Source organism: Mycobacterium sp. 3519A, assembly GCF_900240945.1.
Lineage (GTDB): Bacteria > Actinomycetota > Actinomycetes > Mycobacteriales > Mycobacteriaceae > Mycobacterium.
In genome coordinates this window covers 2,742,990-2,760,817 of the sequence record NZ_OESG01000013.1, presented here as the reverse complement: position 1 = coordinate 2,760,817, position 17,828 = coordinate 2,742,990, and the positions used below count along the sequence as shown (strand labels likewise).

The window sequence follows — 17,828 nt, the reverse complement described above, 5'->3', positions numbered from 1 at the left end:
GGGCGACGGTCCTCAGCGCCGCAGCCGCAGCCGCAGCCGATCAACGGTGTCGTGCACGACGCCGAGTTGCTTGGCGACCTGGATCGGGGCGGTCCCGCCGCGGGCGTCGCGCGAGTTGACCGAGCCGTCGACGGTGAGCACCTCGCGCACCTCCCCGGTCAGTTCGGGATGAATGTCAGCGAGCTCCGCGTCTTCGAGATCCTCCAGCCCGACGCCACGGGCCTCCGCGGCGCGCACCGCCGCGCCGGCGGCCTCGTGCGCTACCCGGAACGGAACTCCTCTGCGCACAAGCCATTCCGCGACATCGGTGGCCAGGGTGAAGCCCAGCGGCGCCAACTCGGCCATCCGGTCCACGTCGAAGCGCAGGGTGGCGACGAGGCCCGCCATCGCGGGCAGCAGCAGTTCCAGTTGGGCCACCGAGTCGAAGACCGGCTCCTTGTCCTCTTGCAGATCGCGGTTGTAGGCCAATGGCTGTGCCTTGAGCGTGGCCAGCAGCCCGGTCAGGTTGCCGATCAGCCTGCCGGATTTGCCCCTGGCCAGTTCGGCGATGTCGGGGTTCTTCTTCTGCGGCATGATCGAGCTGCCCGTCGACCACGAGTCATGCAGCGTCACATAGCCGAATTCGGTTGTGCTCCATAGGATGATGTCTTCGGCGAGCCGGGACAGGTCGACGCCGATCATCGACAGCACGAAGGCCGCCTCGGCCGCGAAGTCGCGGGATGCTGTCGCGTCGATCGAGTTGTCGGCTGCGGCGTCGAACCCGAGATCCTCGGCGATCGCGTCCGGATCGAGCCCCAGCGACGACCCGGCGAGTGCTCCGGATCCGTACGGCGACACCGCCGCCCGCTTGTCGAAGTCGGCGAGCCGATCCACATCTCGCAGCAGCGGATGCGCGTGGGCGAGCAGGTGGTGGGCCAGCAGCACCGGCTGCGCGGACTGCAGATGCGTCTTGCCGGGCATGATCGCCGTCGGATGTGCTGCCGCCTGGGTGGCCAACGCCTTGACGACGTCGAGTGCGCCGTTGGCAACACGCCGGATGGCGTCGCGCAGCCACATCCGGAACAGCGTCGCCACCTGGTCGTTTCGCGACCGGCCAGCCCGCAGCCTGCCGCCGAGTTCCTCACCGACACGGTCGATCAGGCCGCGTTCCAGCGCGCCGTGCACGTCTTCGTCGGTGACCAGCGGCCCGAAGCTGCCGTCGGCGACGTCGGCGGCCAGGCTGTCCAGACCGGCCAGCAGGCCGTCGCGCTGTTCCTCGGTCAGCAGGCCCGCACGGAACAACACCAGCGTGTGCGCCTTCGACGCGGCCACGTCGTACGGCGCCAGCACCCAGTCGAAATGCGTCGACTTACTCAGTGCGGCAAGCGCATCCGATGGCCCGTCGGCGAACCGGCCGCCCCACAGCGATCCCTCGTTGGTGCTCATACGCTCGCCTTCCCTCCGCGAGCAGACGCAAACTTGCCTATTTTGGCGTGAAATTGGGCGATTTTGCGTCTGCTCGGCGTCACTTGGCGAGGTCCCTGCGCGCGGAGATCTTCGACGACAGGCCGTGCACGTGCACGAAGCCCTTCGCCGACGACTGGTCGAACGTGTCACCCTCGTCATAGGTGGCGAGGTTGAAGTCGTAGAGGGACTCCTCGCTGCGACGGCCGTTGACGGCGATGTGCCCGCCGTGCAACACCATCCGGATCTCGCCGGACACGTGCTCCTGCGTCTTGGCGACGAACGCCTCGAGCGCGGTCTTCAGCGGCGAATACCACAGGCCGTCGTACACCAGCTCGCCCCACTTCTGGTCGGTGCCCCGCTTGAACCGGCCGAGTTCGCGTTCCAGCGTGACGTGCTCGAGTTCGGTGTGGGCGGTGATGAGCACCATCGCGCCCGGCGCCTCGTAGATCTCGCGGCTCTTGATGCCAACCAGCCGGTCCTCGACGACGTCGAGGCGGCCGACGCCCTGCGAGCCTGCGCGTTGGTTGAGTTCCTCGATGGCCTGCAGCACAGTCACCGGCCGACCATCGATAGACACCGGCACGCCCTTGTCGAACCCGACGATCACCTCGTCGGGCGTGCTCCAGTTGACGGTCGGGTCCTCGGTGTAGTCGTAGACATCCTTGGTCGGCGCATTCCAGAGATGCTCGAGGAACCCGGTTTCGACGGCGCGGCCCCACACGTTCTGGTCGATCGAGAAGGGCGAGCGCTTGGTGACGTTGATCGGGATCGCGTTCTCCTCGGCGAACGCGATCGCCTTTTCCCGCGTCCACGCGTAGTCGCGGACCGGGGCCAGCACCTCGAGATCGGGTGCCAGCGAGGCGAATCCGACCTCGAAGCGGACCTGGTCGTTACCCTTCCCTGTGCAGCCGTGCGCGACGATGCCGCCACCGAACTCGCGGGCCGCGGCCACCAGGTGCTTAACGATCAGCGGTCGCGACAGCGCCGACACCAGCGGGTAGCGGTCCATGTAGAGCGCGTTGGACTTGATCGCAGGCAGGCAGCATTCCTCGGCGAACTCGTCTTTCGCGTCGACGACCACGGCCTCGACTGCACCGCAGTCGAGCGCCCGCTTGCGGACGACCTCCATGTCCTCGCCGCCCTGGCCGAGGTCGATGGCGACCGCGACGACTTCACGTCCGGTTTCCTTACCGATCCAGCTGATCGCCACGGAGGTGTCCAAACCACCGGAATACGCCAGGATGACGCGTTCGGACATTAGTCGATCTCCTTTTGTTTAATGCTTTCCAGCTTCGCGGCGAGTTCAGCGCCGGTCATCGGCTCACGGGCCACAACGAAAATGGTGTCGTCGCCGGCGACCGTGCCGACCACGTACGGAAGTGCAGCGCGGTCCATCGCGCTGGCCAGATAGTGTGCCGCCCCCGGCGGTGTGCGCAGCACGGCGAGGTTGCCGCTGGCGTCGGTGGACACCAACAGCTCGCCGAGGAGGCGGGTAACCCGTTCTGTGCCACCGGAAACGCCGCGGACCGGGCTGCCGTCCTCGGGCACGACGTACACACCGACGCCGCCGTCGGCGCCGCGCAGCTTGACCGCGCCCAGCTCCTCGAGGTCCCGCGACAGCGTGGCCTGCGTGACGTCGATGCCTTCGTCGGCCAGCATCGCGGCCAACTCGGTTTGGCTGTGCACCGATTGCGACGACAGGATCGACACGATGCGGGCCTGCCTGCCGACCCGGGTCGGGGTACTCACGACCGCTCCAGCAGCCACACCAGCAGCGCCTTCTGCGCATGCAACCGGTTCTCGGCCTCGTCCCACACGGCACTGTGCGGTCCGTCGATCACCTCGTCGGTGATCTCGTGCCCGCGGTGCGCCGGAAGGCAATGCAGCACAACAGCTTCCGGGTCCGCGAGGCTCAATAAGTCAGAGTTGAGCTGGAACGGCCGGAACGGCCGCACCCGGTCGAGTCCGTCGTTCTCCTGCCCCATCGACGTCCACGTGTCGGTGACCAGTACGTCGACGCCGTCGGCGGCCTCCTTCGGGTCGGCCGTCAGCGTTACCGTCGCCCCCGTCAACTTGGCCCGCTCCTCGGCGGCCGCGACGAACTCAGGATGGGGTTCGAAGCCCTTGGGCGCGGCGATGGTCACGTGAATGCCAGCGGTTACACCGCCGAGCATCAACGAGTGCGCCATGTTGTTGGCGCCGTCGCCGAAGTAGGCCATCCGCAGGCCCGCCAACCGGCCCTTGCGCTCGGCCAGCGTCTGCAGATCGGCGAGCACCTGGCACGGATGGAACTCGTCGGACAACGCGTTGACCACCGGCACCGTCGCCCCGGATGCCATGGCGCTCAGGCGTTCCTGGGCGAACGTGCGCCACACGATCGCGTCGACGTAGCGGGACAACACCGTGCCGGTGTCCTCGAGGGTTTCTTCGCGGCCGAGTTGAGTGCTGCGGCCGTCGACGACGACCGCGTGTCCGCCGAGTTGGGCGATGCCGACCTCGAACGAGAACCGGGTGCGGGTGGAGTTCTTGTCGAAGATGACCGCGACACCGCGGGGTCCTTCGAGGGGTCTGCGGCTGAACGGGTCTTTCTTCAGCTCGGCCGCCAGCGCCAACACCTCCGCCTGCTCGTCGGGGGTCAGATCGTCGTCGCGCAGGAAGTGGCGGGTCATGACGCCGCCCCCTGGTCCAGGACGCCGGGCAACGCTTTGAGGAACCCGTCGATCTGCTCGTCGGTGATCACCAGCGGCGGTGCCAGCCGGATCACGTCGGCGGCAGCGGCGTTGACTAGGAATCCGGCCTCACGGGCCGCTGTCTCAACAGGTTTCGCGACTTCGGCGGTCAGCACGATGCCCTGCAGCAGGCCTTTGCCGCGGACATGGCCGACGAGGGGGTGCCCCAACTCCTCGATGCCGTGGGACAACGTCTTGCCCAGCACATCGGCGCGTCCGATCAGATCGTCGTCGGCGAGCACCTTGAGCACTGCGTTCGCGGCGGCCGTGCAGACCGGGTTGCCGCCGAACGTGCTGCCGTGCAGGCCGGGAGTGAGCAGGTCGGCGGTCGCACCGATCGCCAGGCACGCACCGATCGGCAGCCCGCCGCCCAACCCCTTGGCGAGCGTGACGATGTCGGGGGTGATGCCGTCGTGCTGATGCGCGAAAAACGCCCCGGTGCGGCCCATTCCGGTCTGCACCTCGTCGAGCACCAACAGCGCCCCGTGCCGGGCCGTGATCTCCCGAGCGGCCACCAGGTAGCCTGCCGGCGGCACCACCACACCGCCCTCCCCCATGATCGGCTCGAGGAACACGGCCGCGGTGGTGTCGTCGACGGCTGCGGCCAGCGCCTCGGTGTCGCCGTAGGGAACGTGGACGACGTCGCCGGGCAGCGGCGCGAACGGCTCCTGCTTCGACGGCTGGCCTGTGAGCGCCAGCGACCCCATCGTGCGGCCGTGGAAGGCGCCGTGCGCCGCAACCAGTTTCGTCCGCCCGGTCAGCCGGGTGATCTTGAATGCGACCTCGTTGGCCTCGGTGCCGGAGTTGCAGAAGAACACGCGCGCTGCGGTGCCGAGCAGTCCCACGAGGGACTCGGCCAGCGCGATACCGGGTTCGGTGGCATAGAGATTCGACGTGTGGCCGAGCGTGTTGAGTTGCGTGGTGACGGCGTCGATGACGGCCGGATGGCGGTGGCCGAGGATGTTGACCGCGATTCCGCCGAGCAGGTCGACATACCTCTTGCCGTCGACATCGGTCACCACCGCGCCGTCACCGCTGGCCAACGCCAACGGCGGTGTGCCGTAGTTGTTCATCATCACGCCCTGCCAGCGCTCCAGCAGCGTCACGCGCTCACCACCTTCGTGCCCGTCCCTTCGTCCGTGAACAACTCGACCAGCACGCAGTGTTCGACACGTCCGTCGATCACATGTGCGCTCGGCACGCCGCCCGATACGGCGCGCAAGCATGCCTCGATCTTGGGCACCATGCCGGCCTCCAGCGTCGGCAGCAGTTGCGTCAACGCGGCGGTGTCGATCTCACTGACCAGCGAGTCGCGGTTGGGCCAGCTGGTGTAGAGCCCCTCGACATCGGTGAGCACCACCAGCTTCTCGGCGCCGAGCGCTTCGGCCAGTGCAGCCGCCGCGGTGTCGGCGTTGATGTTGTGCACCACCCCGTCGACATCCGGAGCGATGGTCGACACCACCGGGATGCGGCCCGCCGCAATGAGATCCATCAACGCGGCGGCGTCGACGTGTTCCACGTCGCCGACCAGACCGATGTCGGTGGCCACCCCGTCGACGGTGACGCTGCGCCGCACCGCGGTGAACAGGTGCGCGTCCTCGCCGGTGACCCCCACCGCGTACGGCCCGTGTGCGTTGATCAGGTTGACCAGTTCGCGGCCGACCTGACCGAACAGCACCATGCGCGCGACGTCGAGCACCTCCGGTGTGGTCACCCTGAAGCCGCCCTTGAAATCACCTTCGATGCCAAGCTTTTTCAGCATCGCACTGATCTGCGGGCCGCCGCCGTGCACCACCACGGGGTGAATGCCGCAGTTGCGCAGGAACACCATGTCCGCGGCGAACGCCGTCTTCAGCACCTCATCGGTCATCGCGTTGCCGCCGTACTTGACGACGACGATCTTGCCGTGCAGTTGCTTCAGCCACGGCAACGCGGCCGCGAGAACCTGCGCCTTGACCGGCGTCGCTGGCGGAGCCGTTCCGCCGGCGACATGAGACGAAGTCATGAGCTGTATGCCGAGTTCTCTTCGACGTAGCCGTGCGACAGGTCGGTGGTGCGGATGCTCGCGCGTGCCGAGCCGACGCCGAGGTCGATGGTGACGTCGATGTCCGCGCCGGACAGGTCGACCTCGCGGGCGCCGGGCGCACCGGTGCCGTCGATGCACACCGGAGACCCGTTGAACGACACACTGATCCGTTCGGCGTCCAGGGTCACCGGCGCCATGCCGACGGCGGCCAGCACGCGGCCCCAGTTCGGGTCGGAGCCGAACAGCGCGGTCTTGACCAGGCTGTCGCGCGCCACCACCCGGGCGGCGGTCAGCGCCTCGTCCTCCGACGCCGCCCCGGTCACCGTGATGACGACGCGCTTCGTGACGCCCTCGGCGTCGGCCTGCAACTGTGCGCACAGGTCGTCGCACACCCGCAACACGGCGTCGTCGAGTTCGGCCTGGGTGGGCGTGATGGCGCTGGCACCCGACGACAGCAGCAACACGGTGTCGTTGGTGGAGCAACTGCCGTCGACGTCGAGTCGATCGAAGGTCAGCGCGGCCGCCCGGCGCAGCGCGTGGTCGAGCGCTGCCGCGTCCGCGACGGCGTCTGTGGTGATCACCGTCAGCATGGTCGCCAGCGATGGAGCGAGCATGCCCGCGCCTTTCGCCATCCCGCCGACCGTCCAGTTGCCACTGTGGTGCAGGGCAACCTGTTTCGGCACCGTGTCGGTGGTCATGATGGCGCGGGCGGCCTCTTCGCCGCCGGTCAGCCCGCCCGCCAGTTCGTGCACCACCTCGGTGACACCGGCCAGCACCTTGTCCATCGGCAACCGGTCGCCGATCAGCCCGGTCGAGCAGACCGCCACCTCGATGGCGCCGGTCTCGGTGCCCCAGTCCGACAACGCGGCGGCGACGGCTTCCGCGGTGGCGTGCGTGTCCTGGAAGCCCAGCGGGCCGGTGCACGCGTTGGCGCCGCCGGAGTTGAGGATCACCGCGCGCAACCGACCGGTCGTCAGCACCTGCTGCGACCACAACACCGGCGCAGCCTTGACCTTGTTGCGGGTGAACACGCCTGCCGCGGCGTAATCGGGTCCCTCGTTGAACACCAGCGCCAGGTCCAGTGCACCGGATGCCTTGATGCCCGCGGCGATCCCGGTGGCACGGAACCCGGCAGGTGCGGTGACGCCCTGCGTGCGGACCAGCCGAGTGTCGGTGGAAAGTTCAGTCACGGCGCCACTCCCACGATCGAAAGCCCTTCCGTCTCCGGCCATCCCAATGCGAGGTTCATGGACTGCACAGCCGCGCCTCCTGTCCCCTTGACGAGGTTGTCGATCGCGGCGATCGCGACGAAGGTCGCGGCCTCCTCGTCGACCGCGACGGCCAACTGGGCGGCGTTGCTGCCGATCACCGCCCCGGTCTTCGGCAACTGGCCCTCCGCCAGCAGGTGCACGAAAGGCTCGGCGTCGTAAGCCTTCTCGTAAGCGGCGCGCAGTTGCGACAGCGGCGCAGTGGTGCGGGCAGTGCAGGTGGCCAATATCCCGCGCGAGGTGGGTATGAGCACCGGCGTGAACGATACGGTGACGTCCCTGTCGGTCAATGCCTTGAGGCCCTGCGCGATCTCCGGGGTGTGCCGGTGCTTACCGCCGATGTTGTAGGCGCGGGCCGACCCGATCACCTCCGAGCCGAGCAGGTCCACCTTGGCGGCACGACCGGCACCGGAGGTGCCGCTGACCGCGACGACCGTGACAGCGGGGTCGACGAGGTCCTCGGCGATCGCAGGCCACAACGCGAGCAGTGCGGCGGTCGGATAGCAGCCCGGCACGGCGATCCGCTTCGCCGCGCGCAACTTCTCGCGCGCCCCGGGTAGCTCCGGCAATCCGTAGGGCCAACTACCCGCGTGCGCGGATCCGTAGAACTTCTCCCACGCAGTCGAGTCGGTGAGCCGGAAGTCGGCGCCGCAGTCGATCACGACGGTGTCCGGGCCCAACTGGTCGGCCAGCGCGGCCGAGTGCCCGTGTGGCAGCGCCAGGAAGACGACGTCGTGGCCGGCGAGCACGTCCGCGTCGGTGGTGTCGAGCACCCGGCCCGCCAGCGGCAGCAGGTGCGGATGGTGTTCGGCGACCGTGGTGCCCGCGCTGGCGGCGGCGGTGAGCGCACCGATGGTCAGCCGCCCGGCCGCATACCCGGGATGCCCGAGGAGCAGTCGGAGGATCTCGCCGCCGGCGTATCCGCTGGCTCCGGCGACCGCGACAGACGTCATGCAGGGAGTCTTGCATGTTTATGCAGACTGCTGCAAACCAATTATATGCCGGGGGCGCCGTTGGCCAGATTGAAGTTGCACGGGCAAAGGAATTCGCGGGAGCAGGGTTCGACTTGTCGGCGAGTCGAAGCGGTTCGGGCGGAAACCGCCCATACTTCTCAGCAAACAGCTATTCCGGGGGGAACCGTGACGACAACCGAACGCCCAACCGTCGATGTGATCTTCACCTGCGATACCAGCTTGCACGACGTGTTGCGGGACGCGGCCCGGCTGGGGCCGCTCGCCACCGACGCGACCACAGGCGCCACCGTCGCGCTGCGACAGCGTGACGTCGAGGAACTCGCCCACGATCCGCGCCTGATCGGGATCGGGCTCACGTTCTTCGACCTGATGGGTATCACCGACGGGCCGCTGCGCGACTGGTACGGCCGGTTGATGTTCACCACCGAGGGCGACTATCACCGCCGTATCCGGTCGCTGGTGTCACGCGCCTTCACGCCGCGGTCCGTCGAGGCGTTGCGCGCGGCCGCCGCGGAAATGGCCACCGCCGCTGTTGCTTCGGCGAGAGAATCGGGTGATCTCCGTGCACTGTCCTCGATCGGCACCCGGATGATCTGCCGACTGCTTGGAGTACCCGACGGCGACGACGCGGTGTTCACCGAGTGGGCAGAGGCGTTGAGCCCGGTGTTCTCCATCATGTCCGCCGAACAGATCGCCGCGGCCACCACAGCGATCGTCGAGATGCAGAGTTACGTCGACGACTTGACGAGGCGGCGGGCCAGCGACCCGAAAGACGACCTGATCACCTCACTGCTGGCCGCCGAGTCCGACGGAGACCGTCTGACGCACGCCGAAACCGTCACGATGATCGCGAATCTTCTTGTCGCCGGCCACGATACGGCCGGCAGTCAAATTCCGTGCAGCATCCTGGTCGCCCTGCAACACCGCGATGAACTCGACGGCGCACTTGACGATCCGGCGCGGTTCAGCAGCGCCGTGAGTGAGACCATGCGCCTGGAGCCCAGCATCGCGATGATCCCTCGCACCACGGTGTCACCAATCGAATTGCACGGCACCACGATCCCCGCCGGATCGATGCTGTTTCTGTGCATCGCCTCGGCATGTCGCGACGGCGCCGCATGGCCGGACCCCGACCGTTTCGACGCCGACCGCTTCACCCGGCAGGACAGCGCCAAGCTGTTGAACTTCGGCGCCGGAACGCATTACTGCTTGGGCACCGCGTTGGCCAAGGTCGCCGTCGAGGAATGCGTGCGCGCTGCGCTCGCCGCCGACCCGCCTCTGCAGCTGTCCGAGGATCCTGCGGCGATCCCGTGGCGTCAGGTACTCGGCCGCAGCCCGGCCCGACTGTCCGTGGCGTCCGCGAGTTAGGCGCGTTGCACGGCGCCGACCCGGTCGGCCGCCGTCTTCACCGCGGCGTCGCGCGCCGCACTGGCCTCGTCTTCGGTGAGCGTCCGGTCGGCGGCGCGGAACCGCAGAGCCAGCGTCAGCGATTTGCGGCCGTCGCCGATCTGCGGACCGGTGTAGACGTCGAACAGTCGGACATCCTCGAGCAGTTCGCCGGCACCGTCGCGCACCGCGTCGACCACCGACTGCGCGGCGATGTCGTCGGCGACTATCAGGCTGACGTCCTGGAACACCGCGGGGAACGGTGAGACCGACGGCGCGGGCAGCCGTTCCACCAACGGGATCGCGTCGAGGTCGAGTTCGACCGCGCACGTGCCCTTCGGAAGCCCGGTGCGCTCCACCACCGCCGGGTGCAACTGGCCTGCATAGCCCACCACCGTCTCTCCGACGAGCACCTTGGCGCAGCGGCCCGGATGCCACGGCAACTGTTGCGCGGCCTGCAGCCTGAAGTCGACTCCTGCCGCGCGACCGATCACGCGCACCGCCTCGAACGCGTCACGCGCCTCCACCGGACGGCCAGGCCCCCACGGGCCCGCCGGCTCGCGCAGTCCGGTGAGCACCGCGGCGACGTGTTGCGGCTGGTGCGGCAGCGACGCGTCGAGGGTCGCGATCTCCTCGTCGGTGGGCCTGCGGTTGATCGGGATACGTTCGACGGCGCGCGTCTGCGAGGTGCGCTCCGCCACCTGCTGGATGGCGTACAGCGCAACGTCGACAGCGCCGCGGGACACGTTGCGCGCCAACGCTTCCAACAACCCCGGCAGCAGTGTCGTCGCAAGCTCCGGCCGGTCGGCTTCCAGTGGGTTGAGCACCTTGGTGGTCGCCCGGCGCGGGTCGTCGTCGGGAAGTCCCCATTGGTCGAACACACCGGCAGGTAGGAACGGCGTCGGAAGGACTTCGACATAACCGCTGAGCGCCAACGACTTTCCGATCGCGCGGCGGCGTTTCTGGACCGGGGTGAGACCCCCGCCCGCCGGCGCCTGCGGAAGCACCGACGGGATGATCTCGAGGCCCTCAAGGCGCAGCACTTCCTCGACGAGGTCGGCCGGCTCGCGCAGATCGGGTCGCCAACTCGGCGGGATGACCGTCACCCGATCGCCGTCGGTCGTCACGTCGGCGCCGATCTGGGTCAGCCTGCGCTGTGTGGTGCCCTCGGCATAGCCGACGCCCGCGGTCCGGTCCGGCAGGTCGACGGCCATGCTCACCGGGGCCTGCTTCCAGTCTTCCCGCGGCGGGTCGCCGCGCCAGTCGGTCAGCTTGGGTTCGATTGTGCCGCCCGCAATGTCGGCGAGCAGGGTGGCGGCCCGGTCGAGTGCGGCGACCGATACCGCCGGGTCGACGGTGCGTTCGTAGCGGCGACCCGCCTCACTGGACAGATGCAGCCTGCGCTGCGTCCGCGACACCGCGGCCGGATCCCACACCGCCGCCTCCAGCATCAAATCGGTGGTGGTGTCCCGCACCTCGGTGGTGCCCGCGCCCATCACACCGCCGATCGCCGCGGTCGCGACGTCGTCGACGATCAGCACATCGCGCGGGTCGAGCGTGCGCTCGATGTCGTCCAGCGTGACGACCGTCTCCCCCGGTTGGGCGAAACGAACCCTGAAGCCACCGGTGATCAGGCTGCGGTCGTGCGCGTGCATCGGATGCCCGAGTTCGAGCATCACGTAGTTGGTGACGTCGACGGCAGGCGAGATCGCCCGGATACCGCTCAGCAAGAGCCGGCGTTGCATCCACCACGGCGACACCGCCTTCGGGTCGATACCCGTGACAGGCCGCAGACCGAACCGCAGCACCCCGGTGCCTGGCTCGATGGTGACCGGCAGTGCCTCGCCCTCGACAGGCAGCGGCGGAACGTCAGCGGGGTCCACGTAGTCGAGGTCGTAGGCGCAGGCGATTTCGCGCGCCATGCCACGCACCGAGAGGCCGTAGCCGCGGTCAGGCGTAATCGCAAGATGGAATACCACGTCGTCGAGGCCGAGCACGTCGGCGGCGGGCGTGCCCGGTTCGGCGATGCCCGGCGGCAGCACGAGGATGCCGGAATGGTCGGTGCCCAGGTTGAGTTCGGCCGTCGAGCAGATCATTCCGTCCGAGGTGCGGCCGTACGTCTTGCGCGTCGCGATCGTGAAGTCGCCGGGCAGCACGGTGCCGGGCAGCGCGACCACGACGAGGTCGCCGACGGCGAAATTCGTTGCACCGCAGACAATGTCGCGCGGCTCGGCCTCGCCGACGTCGACCTTGACGGCCCGGATCGGTTTCTTGAACTCGGTCAGTTCCTCGATCTCGGCCACCCGGCCGACGGTCAGCGGTCCGGTGACCGGCCCGACAGGGATGACCTCCTCGACCTCGTGGCCGATGCGGATCAGCGTCTGCTCCAACTCGTCTGCCGGTACATCCCAGCCGGGAGCGCCGGCCTGGACGACGTCGCGAAGCCAGCTGTAGGGAAGCCGCATCAGGCTCCCACCCCGAACGGCAGCGAGAAGCGGACGTCGCCCTCGACCATGTCGCGCATGTCCGGGATGCCGTTGCGGAACTGCAGGGTCCGCTCCAGCCCCATGCCGAACGCGAAGCCGGAATACACTTCGGGGTCAATCCCGCAGGCGCGCAACACGTTCGGATTGACCATGCCGCAGCCGCCCCATTCCACCCAGCCAGGGCCGCCCTTCTTGTTCGGGAACCAGATGTCCACCTCGGCGGACGGCTCGGTGAACGGGAAGAAGTGTGGGCGGAACCGCGTACGGCCCTGCGGCCCGAACTCGGAGCGCGCGAACGCGTCGAGCGTGCCCCGCAGATGTGCCATCGTCAGCCCCTTGTCCACCGCGAGCCCCTCCACCTGATGGAAGACCGGGGTGTGGGTGGCGTCGAGTTCGTCGGTGCGGAACGTCCTGCCGATCGAGATGATGTACACCGGAAGCTCGCGCTCGAGCAGCGCGCGGATCTGCACCGGCGAGGTGTGCGTGCGCAGCACCTGACGGGACCCGTCGGGTGCGACGTAGAAGGTGTCCTGCTCGCTGCGCGCCGGGTGGTCGGGAGGGAAGTTGAGCGCGTCGAAATTGAACTGCTCGGTCTCCACCTCGGGGCCCTCCGCCAACTCCCAGCCCATCGCGATGAACGTGTCGGCGATGTGTTCGGCCAGGATCGTGATCGGGTGCCTGGCGCCGATCGGCTGGCGGGTCGACGGCAACGTGACGTCGATGCGCTCGGCAACGAGGACCGCGGCGTCACGCTCGGCGCGCAGCACGGCCAGGCGCTCGTCGTACGCGCGCTGCGCCTCGGTGCGCGCGACGTTGACCCGCTTGCCTGCGTCGGCGCGGTCGGCCTTTGGCAGCGAACCCAGCGCCTGGCGGGCCAGCGCGATCGGCGATCGGTCACCGAGGTGCTCGGTCTTGGCGCGGGCGAGCGCGTCGAGATCCGCGGCCAGGCCGAAGGCATGCTGGGCCGCGCTGACGGCTTTGGTCAGCGATTCTTCAGACAGGTCTATTGGCTGATCAGCCACCCGGCGATCGTACGCGATGGCCAGAGGCGGTCTTAACCGCATTACTCGCAAGCACCTGCGCCACCCGGTGGCTGCTCAGCGCCTCCCCGATCACCGCGCCCGCCAGGCCTGCGGCCGTCGCAACCAACATGTCAGTGCTGGCCAGCACCAGGTAACCGAACGCGGTCGCACCTACGAGCATCGCCACCCGTACCGGAGTCCAGTGCTCAGGTCCGCGGAGTCGGATCGCCACCAACATGCCCAGTCCCAGCGCCACCACGTGTCCGACGTCAGTGAAGTCGCGGCCGACGAGCACCATCGCCACACCGGCCGCCACGAACCACCCGATCCACGCGGGCCGCCAGCGACTCGGTACCGCGGCCGTCAACGAGCCGAGGACGGCAGCGGCCCCGTAGCTCATGCCGACATCGGTTGCCCGGCTCACCGACAGCGGCAGCCAACCGAGCTTCACCGCCGTCGCCAGGCCGGCGGCGACCAACAGAGTGGCGCCGATGTGGCCGGTGGCGAACGTCGCCGCCAGCAGTCGACTGCGGAACGTGAGTTCGGCGACGGCGAGCAGGCAGACCAGCCCTGGCAACCACACGTAGATCGGCCCGGCGTCGACCACGAAGGCGCTGCCGATCAGCGTGCCGAAGTGCCCGTGCCTGAGGTTGTGCAGGTTCGTGCTGACATGGCGAACCACCCGGTCCTGCACGGCAGGACCGAGGACGGACAAGGCGATGGTGACGGAGGTGACGGTCAGCGCGTATGCGACGGTGACGCGCACCTGCGCCAACCAGCCCAGTACCCGCAGCAACATGTCACCCCACTATCCGCCGGCCGCGCCGTCTTCGCCGCTCGGGCCGCCTGGCAACTGCCTGCGAGTTCTCAGTCGATACATCGCCAGGTCGGCGGGTACCCCGTCCTGTCTGGCCGTGAACACCTGTTTGCGAAGCCGTTTCGCCGTGACGCCCAGCGTCTCGAAATCCTCGTCGGGAATCCGGTCGAGGGTGGCCGCGGACACTACGAGTTCACCCCTGGTGGCGCGCTCCATCACCCGTGCCGCGATGTTGACGTCCACACCGAGCCAGTCCGACCCGATTCGTTGCGGCCGCCCGGTGTGCACACCGACCCGCATTCGCGGCGTATAACCGTCCACCTCAATGGCTTTCACCGCTTCACGAGCCACGATGGCCGCGCGCACTGCGGTGAGAGGGTCGGAGAACACGGCCATGATGCCGTCGCCCATCCGCTTCACGATGTGCCCGCCCGCCTCCAGCAGCGGCGGCTCGACGACCTGGGCCACCCGGCGCAGCAGCTTCAACGTTGCCTCGTCGCCCGCGCTCAGCGACCACGCCGAGAAGCCGACGAGGTCGGTGAAGACCAGCGTCACCTCGCGGTTCGCGGGCTTACCCGACACCCGCTCGGTGAGCGCCTGCCACACCTGCAGCGCGCCGAGGCTGACCTCGCGCGACGCCGCTTCCCGCTCGAGCAGCCGATCGGCGGCGCGTGCCGCCGCGCGCGGGCCGCCGTCCCCGTCGACCGACAGCGGGTCCCCGAAGTCGGGGTCGCCGGGCAGGGCGCGCCGCGCCCGTCGCAGGAACGCGATGACGGCGGGGTTGCGATTGGCGCCCGACAGCCAACCTCGTGAGCCAGATGATTGTGGGCCGGGCCGCTCGTCGATCGACTCGACATCATCCACGGCCGCCAGCCTAATGGAGGCGGATTGGAGCGGTAAAACGCCTGATCACAACCATGTGGCGCGGTGATGGAGGCTGCATAACACCGCGTCGCCACACCGCCGCAAATCGTAGACAACACATGTTGTCATCATTATCTTTGAGGTGTGCGCTCACCGTCGACCGCAAACACGGGCAATCCTCTCGGCCCCGATTCATTGACCTGGAAGTACTTCGGTGACCTTCGCACCGGCATGCTCGGCGTCTGGATCGGGGCGATTCAGAACATGTATCCGGAACTCGGCGCCGGCGTCGAGGACCACTCGATCCTGTTGCGGGAGCCGCTGCAGCGGGTGGCGCGGTCGGTGTACCCGATCATGGGGGTGGTCTACGACGGCGATCGCGCGCCGCTGACCGGCGAGCAGATCAAGCGCTACCACAAGACGATCAAGGGCATCGACGCCGAAGGGCGCCGGTATCACGCGCTGAACCCGGAGACCTTCTACTGGGCGCACGCCACCTTCTTCATGTTGATCATCAAGACCGCAGAGTATTTCTGCGGCGGACTGACCGAGGCCGAGAAGCGGCAACTGTTCGACGAGCACGTCCAGTGGTACCGGATGTACGGCATGAGCATGCGGCCGGTGCCCGACAGTTGGGAGGACTTCCAGGAGTACTGGGAGCGCAACTGCCGCGAAGAGCTCGAGATCAACAAGGCCACGCTGGACATCTTTTCGATCCGGATCCCGAAACCGTGGTTCGTGATGATGCCGACCGCGGTGTGGGATCAGCTGTTCAAGCCGATGGTCGGAGCGCAGCGGTGGATCGCGGCCGGGCTGTTCGACGACGCGGTGCGGGAGAAGGCCGGTATGCGCTGGACGCCGGGCGACGAGGTGCTGCTGCGACTGTTCGGCAAGCTCGTCGAGTTGGCCTTCGTCGCGGTGCCCGACGAGATCCGGCTGCATCCGCGCGCGTTGGCGGCATACCGCCGCGCGCAGGGCAAGCTGCCCGAGGACGCTCCCCTGGTCGAGGCACCCGCGTTCGTAGCGCCGCCGCGCGACCGGCACGGCATGCCCATGCACTACATGCCGCCGCGCAAGTCATTGCTGGACCGAGCTGGGTCGTTGGTGCACACCACGTTCTCGTTGGCGGGGCTGCGTCCGGCACGCGGACGCCATAAGGCAGCCTGAACGCATGCTGGAATGGTCTGACGTCGACCTCGCCGTGCGCGACGCCGTGCGCGAGTTCGTGGACAAAGAGATACGCCCCCATGTCGACGAGCTGGAAAGCGGCGACATGGAGCCCTACCCCATCATCCGCAAGCTGTTCGCGACGTTCGGCATCGCCGACATGGCGCGCGACTCGCTGAACAAGCGGTTGGCGAAGCTGCGCGACGGTGGCGAGTCGTCGGGCAAGCCGTCGTCCGGCGGCGGCATGTTCGGCGACGGCGCGGGCGGCATGGGCTTCGTGGTGGTCAGCGAGTTGTGCCGGGTGTCGATGGGCATCGTCACCGGCATGGGCGTGTCGTTGGGGTTGACGGTGCCGACCATCATGGGGCGCGGCACCCTGGCCCAGCAGGAGCGCTGGCTGCCGGACCTCGTCACCTACGACAAGATCGGCGCGTGGGCGATCACCGAACCTGATTCGGGCTCGGACGCTTTCGGCGGAATGAAGTCTTATGTGGTGCGCGACGGCGAGGACTACATCCTCAACGGTCAGAAGACGTTCATCACCAACGGGCCCGACGCCGATGTCGTGGTGGTGTACGCGAAGCTGGACGAACCGGGTGTCGACAAGCGCGACCGCAAGGTGCTGACCTTCGTGCTGGACCGCGGCATGGAGGGCTTCGTCCAGTCAAAGCCGTTCCGCAAGATGGGAATTCACAGTTCCCGCACCGGTGAGCTGTTCTTCAACAATGTCCGGTTGGGGCGCGACCGGTTGCTCGGTGAGACCGAGGACGCGGCCGGCGACGGGCGGGCCAGCGCGCGGTCCAACTTCTCGGCGGAACGGATCGGCGTCGCGGCGATGGCGTTGGGCGTCATCGAGGAATGCCTGCGCCTGTGTGTCGATTACGCCAAGAGTCGCAAGCTGTGGGGCCAGGAGATCGGTCAGTTCCAGCTCATTCAGCTCAAGTTGGCGAACATGGAAGTCGCGCGAATGAACGTGCGCAACATCCTGTTTCGCGTCATCGAGTCGGCACAGAGCGGTAAGGCGATCTCGCTGCCGGAAGCGTCGGCCATCAAGTGGTACTGCTCGCAGGCCGCCACGGACGTCGCGATGGATGCGGTGCAGTTGTTCGGCGGCAACGGCTACATGACGGAGTACCGGGTCGAGCAGTTGGCACGTGACGCCAAGTCGCTGATGATCTACGCGGGCAGCAACGAGGTGCAGATCACCCACGTCGCCAAGGGGTTGTTGAGCGGCTAAGCGCTGCGCGGCGGGCGGGCAGGCAGCGTCAACTCAGCGACCTTGGCGTGCAATTCCTGAACCCGCTTGTAGATCCGCTCCTCGGTGGACCGCGGCATGTACCCGGGAAGGTAACGACCGCGCCTGAGGCGCGTCACCCGACCCTGGGCGATCTCCCGACGCAGTGCCTCTGAGACCGCCTTCGACGCGCGCCCGGCGGTGCGGAAACCGTGATAGGCCAGTGCGTCGACCAGATCGTTCACGCTGGCCGGGCCATGGTCGAACAGGTAGGCGGTGATGAGGTAGCGAAGGTCGGTACCCCGCACCTGTAACGAGTCGCTCATGGGCAGACAATGGCACGCGGGTACGACAAGAACTCACGGTCCAGTGGCCAGTTATTGATCGCTTTTCGGCGATTGGCGTGGCA

The 17,828-nt window shown here is 68.0% G+C and carries 16 protein-coding genes; 3 read left to right on the top strand and 13 right to left on the bottom strand.

All coding sequences use genetic code 11. The features are described 5' to 3' along the window. Positions 1-12: 12 nt before the first annotated feature. From argH to argC, 8 genes are all read right to left on the bottom strand, one after another. Positions 13-1,425, bottom strand: a complete 1,413-nt coding sequence (gene argH / locus C1A30_RS21085) for an argininosuccinate lyase (RefSeq protein WP_101950038.1) — start codon at positions 1,423-1,425, stop codon at positions 13-15. 79 nt (positions 1,426-1,504) lie between these two features. Further along, the gene (locus tag C1A30_RS21080; RefSeq protein ID WP_101950037.1) at positions 1,505-2,704 is read right to left on the bottom strand and encodes an argininosuccinate synthase; all 1,200 of its coding nucleotides are present in this window, start codon (positions 2,702-2,704) and stop codon (positions 1,505-1,507) included. Next, entirely contained in the window at positions 2,704-3,261 is a 558-nt protein-coding gene (locus C1A30_RS21075) for an arginine repressor (RefSeq protein ID WP_369974144.1), read from the bottom strand. Before C1A30_RS21075 ends, C1A30_RS21080 begins: the two co-directional genes overlap by 1 nt. Continuing rightward, positions 3,192-4,115 carry an ornithine carbamoyltransferase gene (gene argF, locus C1A30_RS21070; RefSeq protein WP_101950035.1) on the bottom strand — a complete coding sequence of 308 codons (924 nt, stop codon included), beginning with the start codon at positions 4,113-4,115 and terminating at the stop codon, positions 3,192-3,194. Before argF ends, C1A30_RS21075 begins: the two co-directional genes overlap by 70 nt. Further along, a complete protein-coding gene (locus tag C1A30_RS21065; protein WP_235010110.1) occupies positions 4,112-5,251 on the bottom strand; it encodes an acetylornithine transaminase in 1,140 nt (379 codons plus the stop codon). The genes argF and C1A30_RS21065 overlap by 4 nt, the downstream gene beginning before the upstream one ends. A gap of 26 nt (positions 5,252-5,277) precedes the next feature. Beyond that, complete coding sequence (gene argB, locus C1A30_RS21060; RefSeq protein WP_101950033.1) at positions 5,278-6,180, bottom strand: acetylglutamate kinase; 903 nt, start codon at positions 6,178-6,180, stop codon at positions 5,278-5,280. Beyond that, entirely contained in the window at positions 6,177-7,433 is a 1,257-nt protein-coding gene (gene argJ / locus C1A30_RS21055) for a bifunctional glutamate N-acetyltransferase/amino-acid acetyltransferase ArgJ (RefSeq protein ID WP_369974143.1), read from the bottom strand. The genes argB and argJ overlap by 4 nt, the downstream gene beginning before the upstream one ends. Next, a complete protein-coding gene (gene argC / locus C1A30_RS21050; RefSeq protein ID WP_101950031.1) occupies positions 7,388-8,422 on the bottom strand; it encodes an N-acetyl-gamma-glutamyl-phosphate reductase in 1,035 nt (344 codons plus the stop codon). Before argC ends, argJ begins: the two co-directional genes overlap by 46 nt. Before the next feature lie 186 nt (positions 8,423-8,608). Between argC and C1A30_RS21045 the strand changes: the two genes are divergently transcribed. Next, positions 8,609-9,811 carry a cytochrome P450 gene (locus C1A30_RS21045; protein WP_160112776.1) on the top strand — a complete coding sequence of 401 codons (1,203 nt, stop codon included), beginning with the start codon at positions 8,609-8,611 and terminating at the stop codon, positions 9,809-9,811. Here C1A30_RS21045 and pheT read toward each other — a convergent pair. From pheT to C1A30_RS21025, 4 genes are read right to left on the bottom strand one after another with little or no spacing between them, the layout of a single operon-like run. After that, a complete protein-coding gene (gene pheT / locus C1A30_RS21040) occupies positions 9,808-12,294 on the bottom strand; it encodes a phenylalanine--tRNA ligase subunit beta (RefSeq protein WP_101950030.1) in 2,487 nt (828 codons plus the stop codon). The two genes, C1A30_RS21045 and pheT, sit on opposite strands and share 4 nt — an antisense overlap. Continuing rightward, complete coding sequence (pheS, locus tag C1A30_RS21035) at positions 12,294-13,337, bottom strand: phenylalanine--tRNA ligase subunit alpha (protein ID WP_200828323.1); 1,044 nt, start codon at positions 13,335-13,337, stop codon at positions 12,294-12,296. The genes pheT and pheS overlap by 1 nt, the downstream gene beginning before the upstream one ends. Continuing rightward, a complete protein-coding gene (locus C1A30_RS21030) occupies positions 13,330-14,136 on the bottom strand; it encodes a rhomboid-like protein (protein ID WP_101950028.1) in 807 nt (268 codons plus the stop codon). Before C1A30_RS21030 ends, pheS begins: the two co-directional genes overlap by 8 nt. Positions 14,137-14,145: 9 nt before the next feature. Continuing rightward, positions 14,146-15,018: an adenylate/guanylate cyclase domain-containing protein gene (locus tag C1A30_RS21025; RefSeq protein ID WP_101950027.1), complete on the bottom strand. Its 873-nt coding sequence runs from the start codon at positions 15,016-15,018 to the stop codon at positions 14,146-14,148. A 144-nt stretch (positions 15,019-15,162) separates the two neighbouring features. Between C1A30_RS21025 and C1A30_RS21020 the strand changes: the two genes are divergently transcribed. Beyond that, on the top strand, positions 15,163-16,185 hold the full coding sequence (locus C1A30_RS21020; RefSeq protein WP_101950026.1) for an oxygenase MpaB family protein: 1,023 nt from the start codon (positions 15,163-15,165) through the stop codon (positions 16,183-16,185). A 160-nt stretch (positions 16,186-16,345) separates the two neighbouring features. Next, positions 16,346-17,422 carry an acyl-CoA dehydrogenase family protein gene (locus tag C1A30_RS21015; RefSeq protein WP_369974165.1) on the top strand — a complete coding sequence of 359 codons (1,077 nt, stop codon included), beginning with the start codon at positions 16,346-16,348 and terminating at the stop codon, positions 17,420-17,422. Here C1A30_RS21015 and C1A30_RS21010 read toward each other — a convergent pair. After that, entirely contained in the window at positions 17,419-17,745 is a 327-nt protein-coding gene (locus C1A30_RS21010) for a hypothetical protein (RefSeq protein ID WP_101950024.1), read from the bottom strand. The two genes, C1A30_RS21015 and C1A30_RS21010, sit on opposite strands and share 4 nt — an antisense overlap. Between the last annotated feature and the right edge of the window lie 83 nt (positions 17,746-17,828).

Excerpts from the sequence above, each read along its gene's own strand:
- argC (WP_101950031.1), bottom strand. The coding sequence starts at position 8,422 with ATGACGTCTGTCGCGGTCGCCGGAGCCAGCGGATACGCCGGCGGCGAG.
- C1A30_RS21010 (WP_101950024.1), bottom strand. The coding sequence starts at position 17,745 with ATGAGCGACTCGTTACAGGTGCGGGGTACCGACCTTCGCTACCTCATC.
- C1A30_RS21030 (WP_101950028.1), bottom strand. The coding sequence starts at position 14,136 with ATGTTGCTGCGGGTACTGGGCTGGTTGGCGCAGGTGCGCGTCACCGTC.
- C1A30_RS21065 (WP_235010110.1), bottom strand. The coding sequence starts at position 5,251 with ATGATGAACAACTACGGCACACCGCCGTTGGCGTTGGCCAGCGGTGAC.
- argB (WP_101950033.1), bottom strand. The coding sequence starts at position 6,180 with ATGACTTCGTCTCATGTCGCCGGCGGAACGGCTCCGCCAGCGACGCCG.
- argJ (WP_369974143.1), bottom strand. The coding sequence starts at position 7,433 with ATGGCCGGAGACGGAAGGGCTTTCGATCGTGGGAGTGGCGCCGTGACT.
- argF (WP_101950035.1), bottom strand. The coding sequence starts at position 4,115 with ATGACCCGCCACTTCCTGCGCGACGACGATCTGACCCCCGACGAGCAG.
- pheT (WP_101950030.1), bottom strand. The coding sequence starts at position 12,294 with ATGCGGCTTCCCTACAGCTGGCTTCGCGACGTCGTCCAGGCCGGCGCT.
- C1A30_RS21080 (WP_101950037.1), bottom strand. The coding sequence starts at position 2,704 with ATGTCCGAACGCGTCATCCTGGCGTATTCCGGTGGTTTGGACACCTCC.
- C1A30_RS21015 (WP_369974165.1), top strand. The coding sequence starts at position 16,346 with ATGGCGCGCGACTCGCTGAACAAGCGGTTGGCGAAGCTGCGCGACGGT.
- argH (WP_101950038.1), bottom strand. The coding sequence starts at position 1,425 with ATGAGCACCAACGAGGGATCGCTGTGGGGCGGCCGGTTCGCCGACGGG.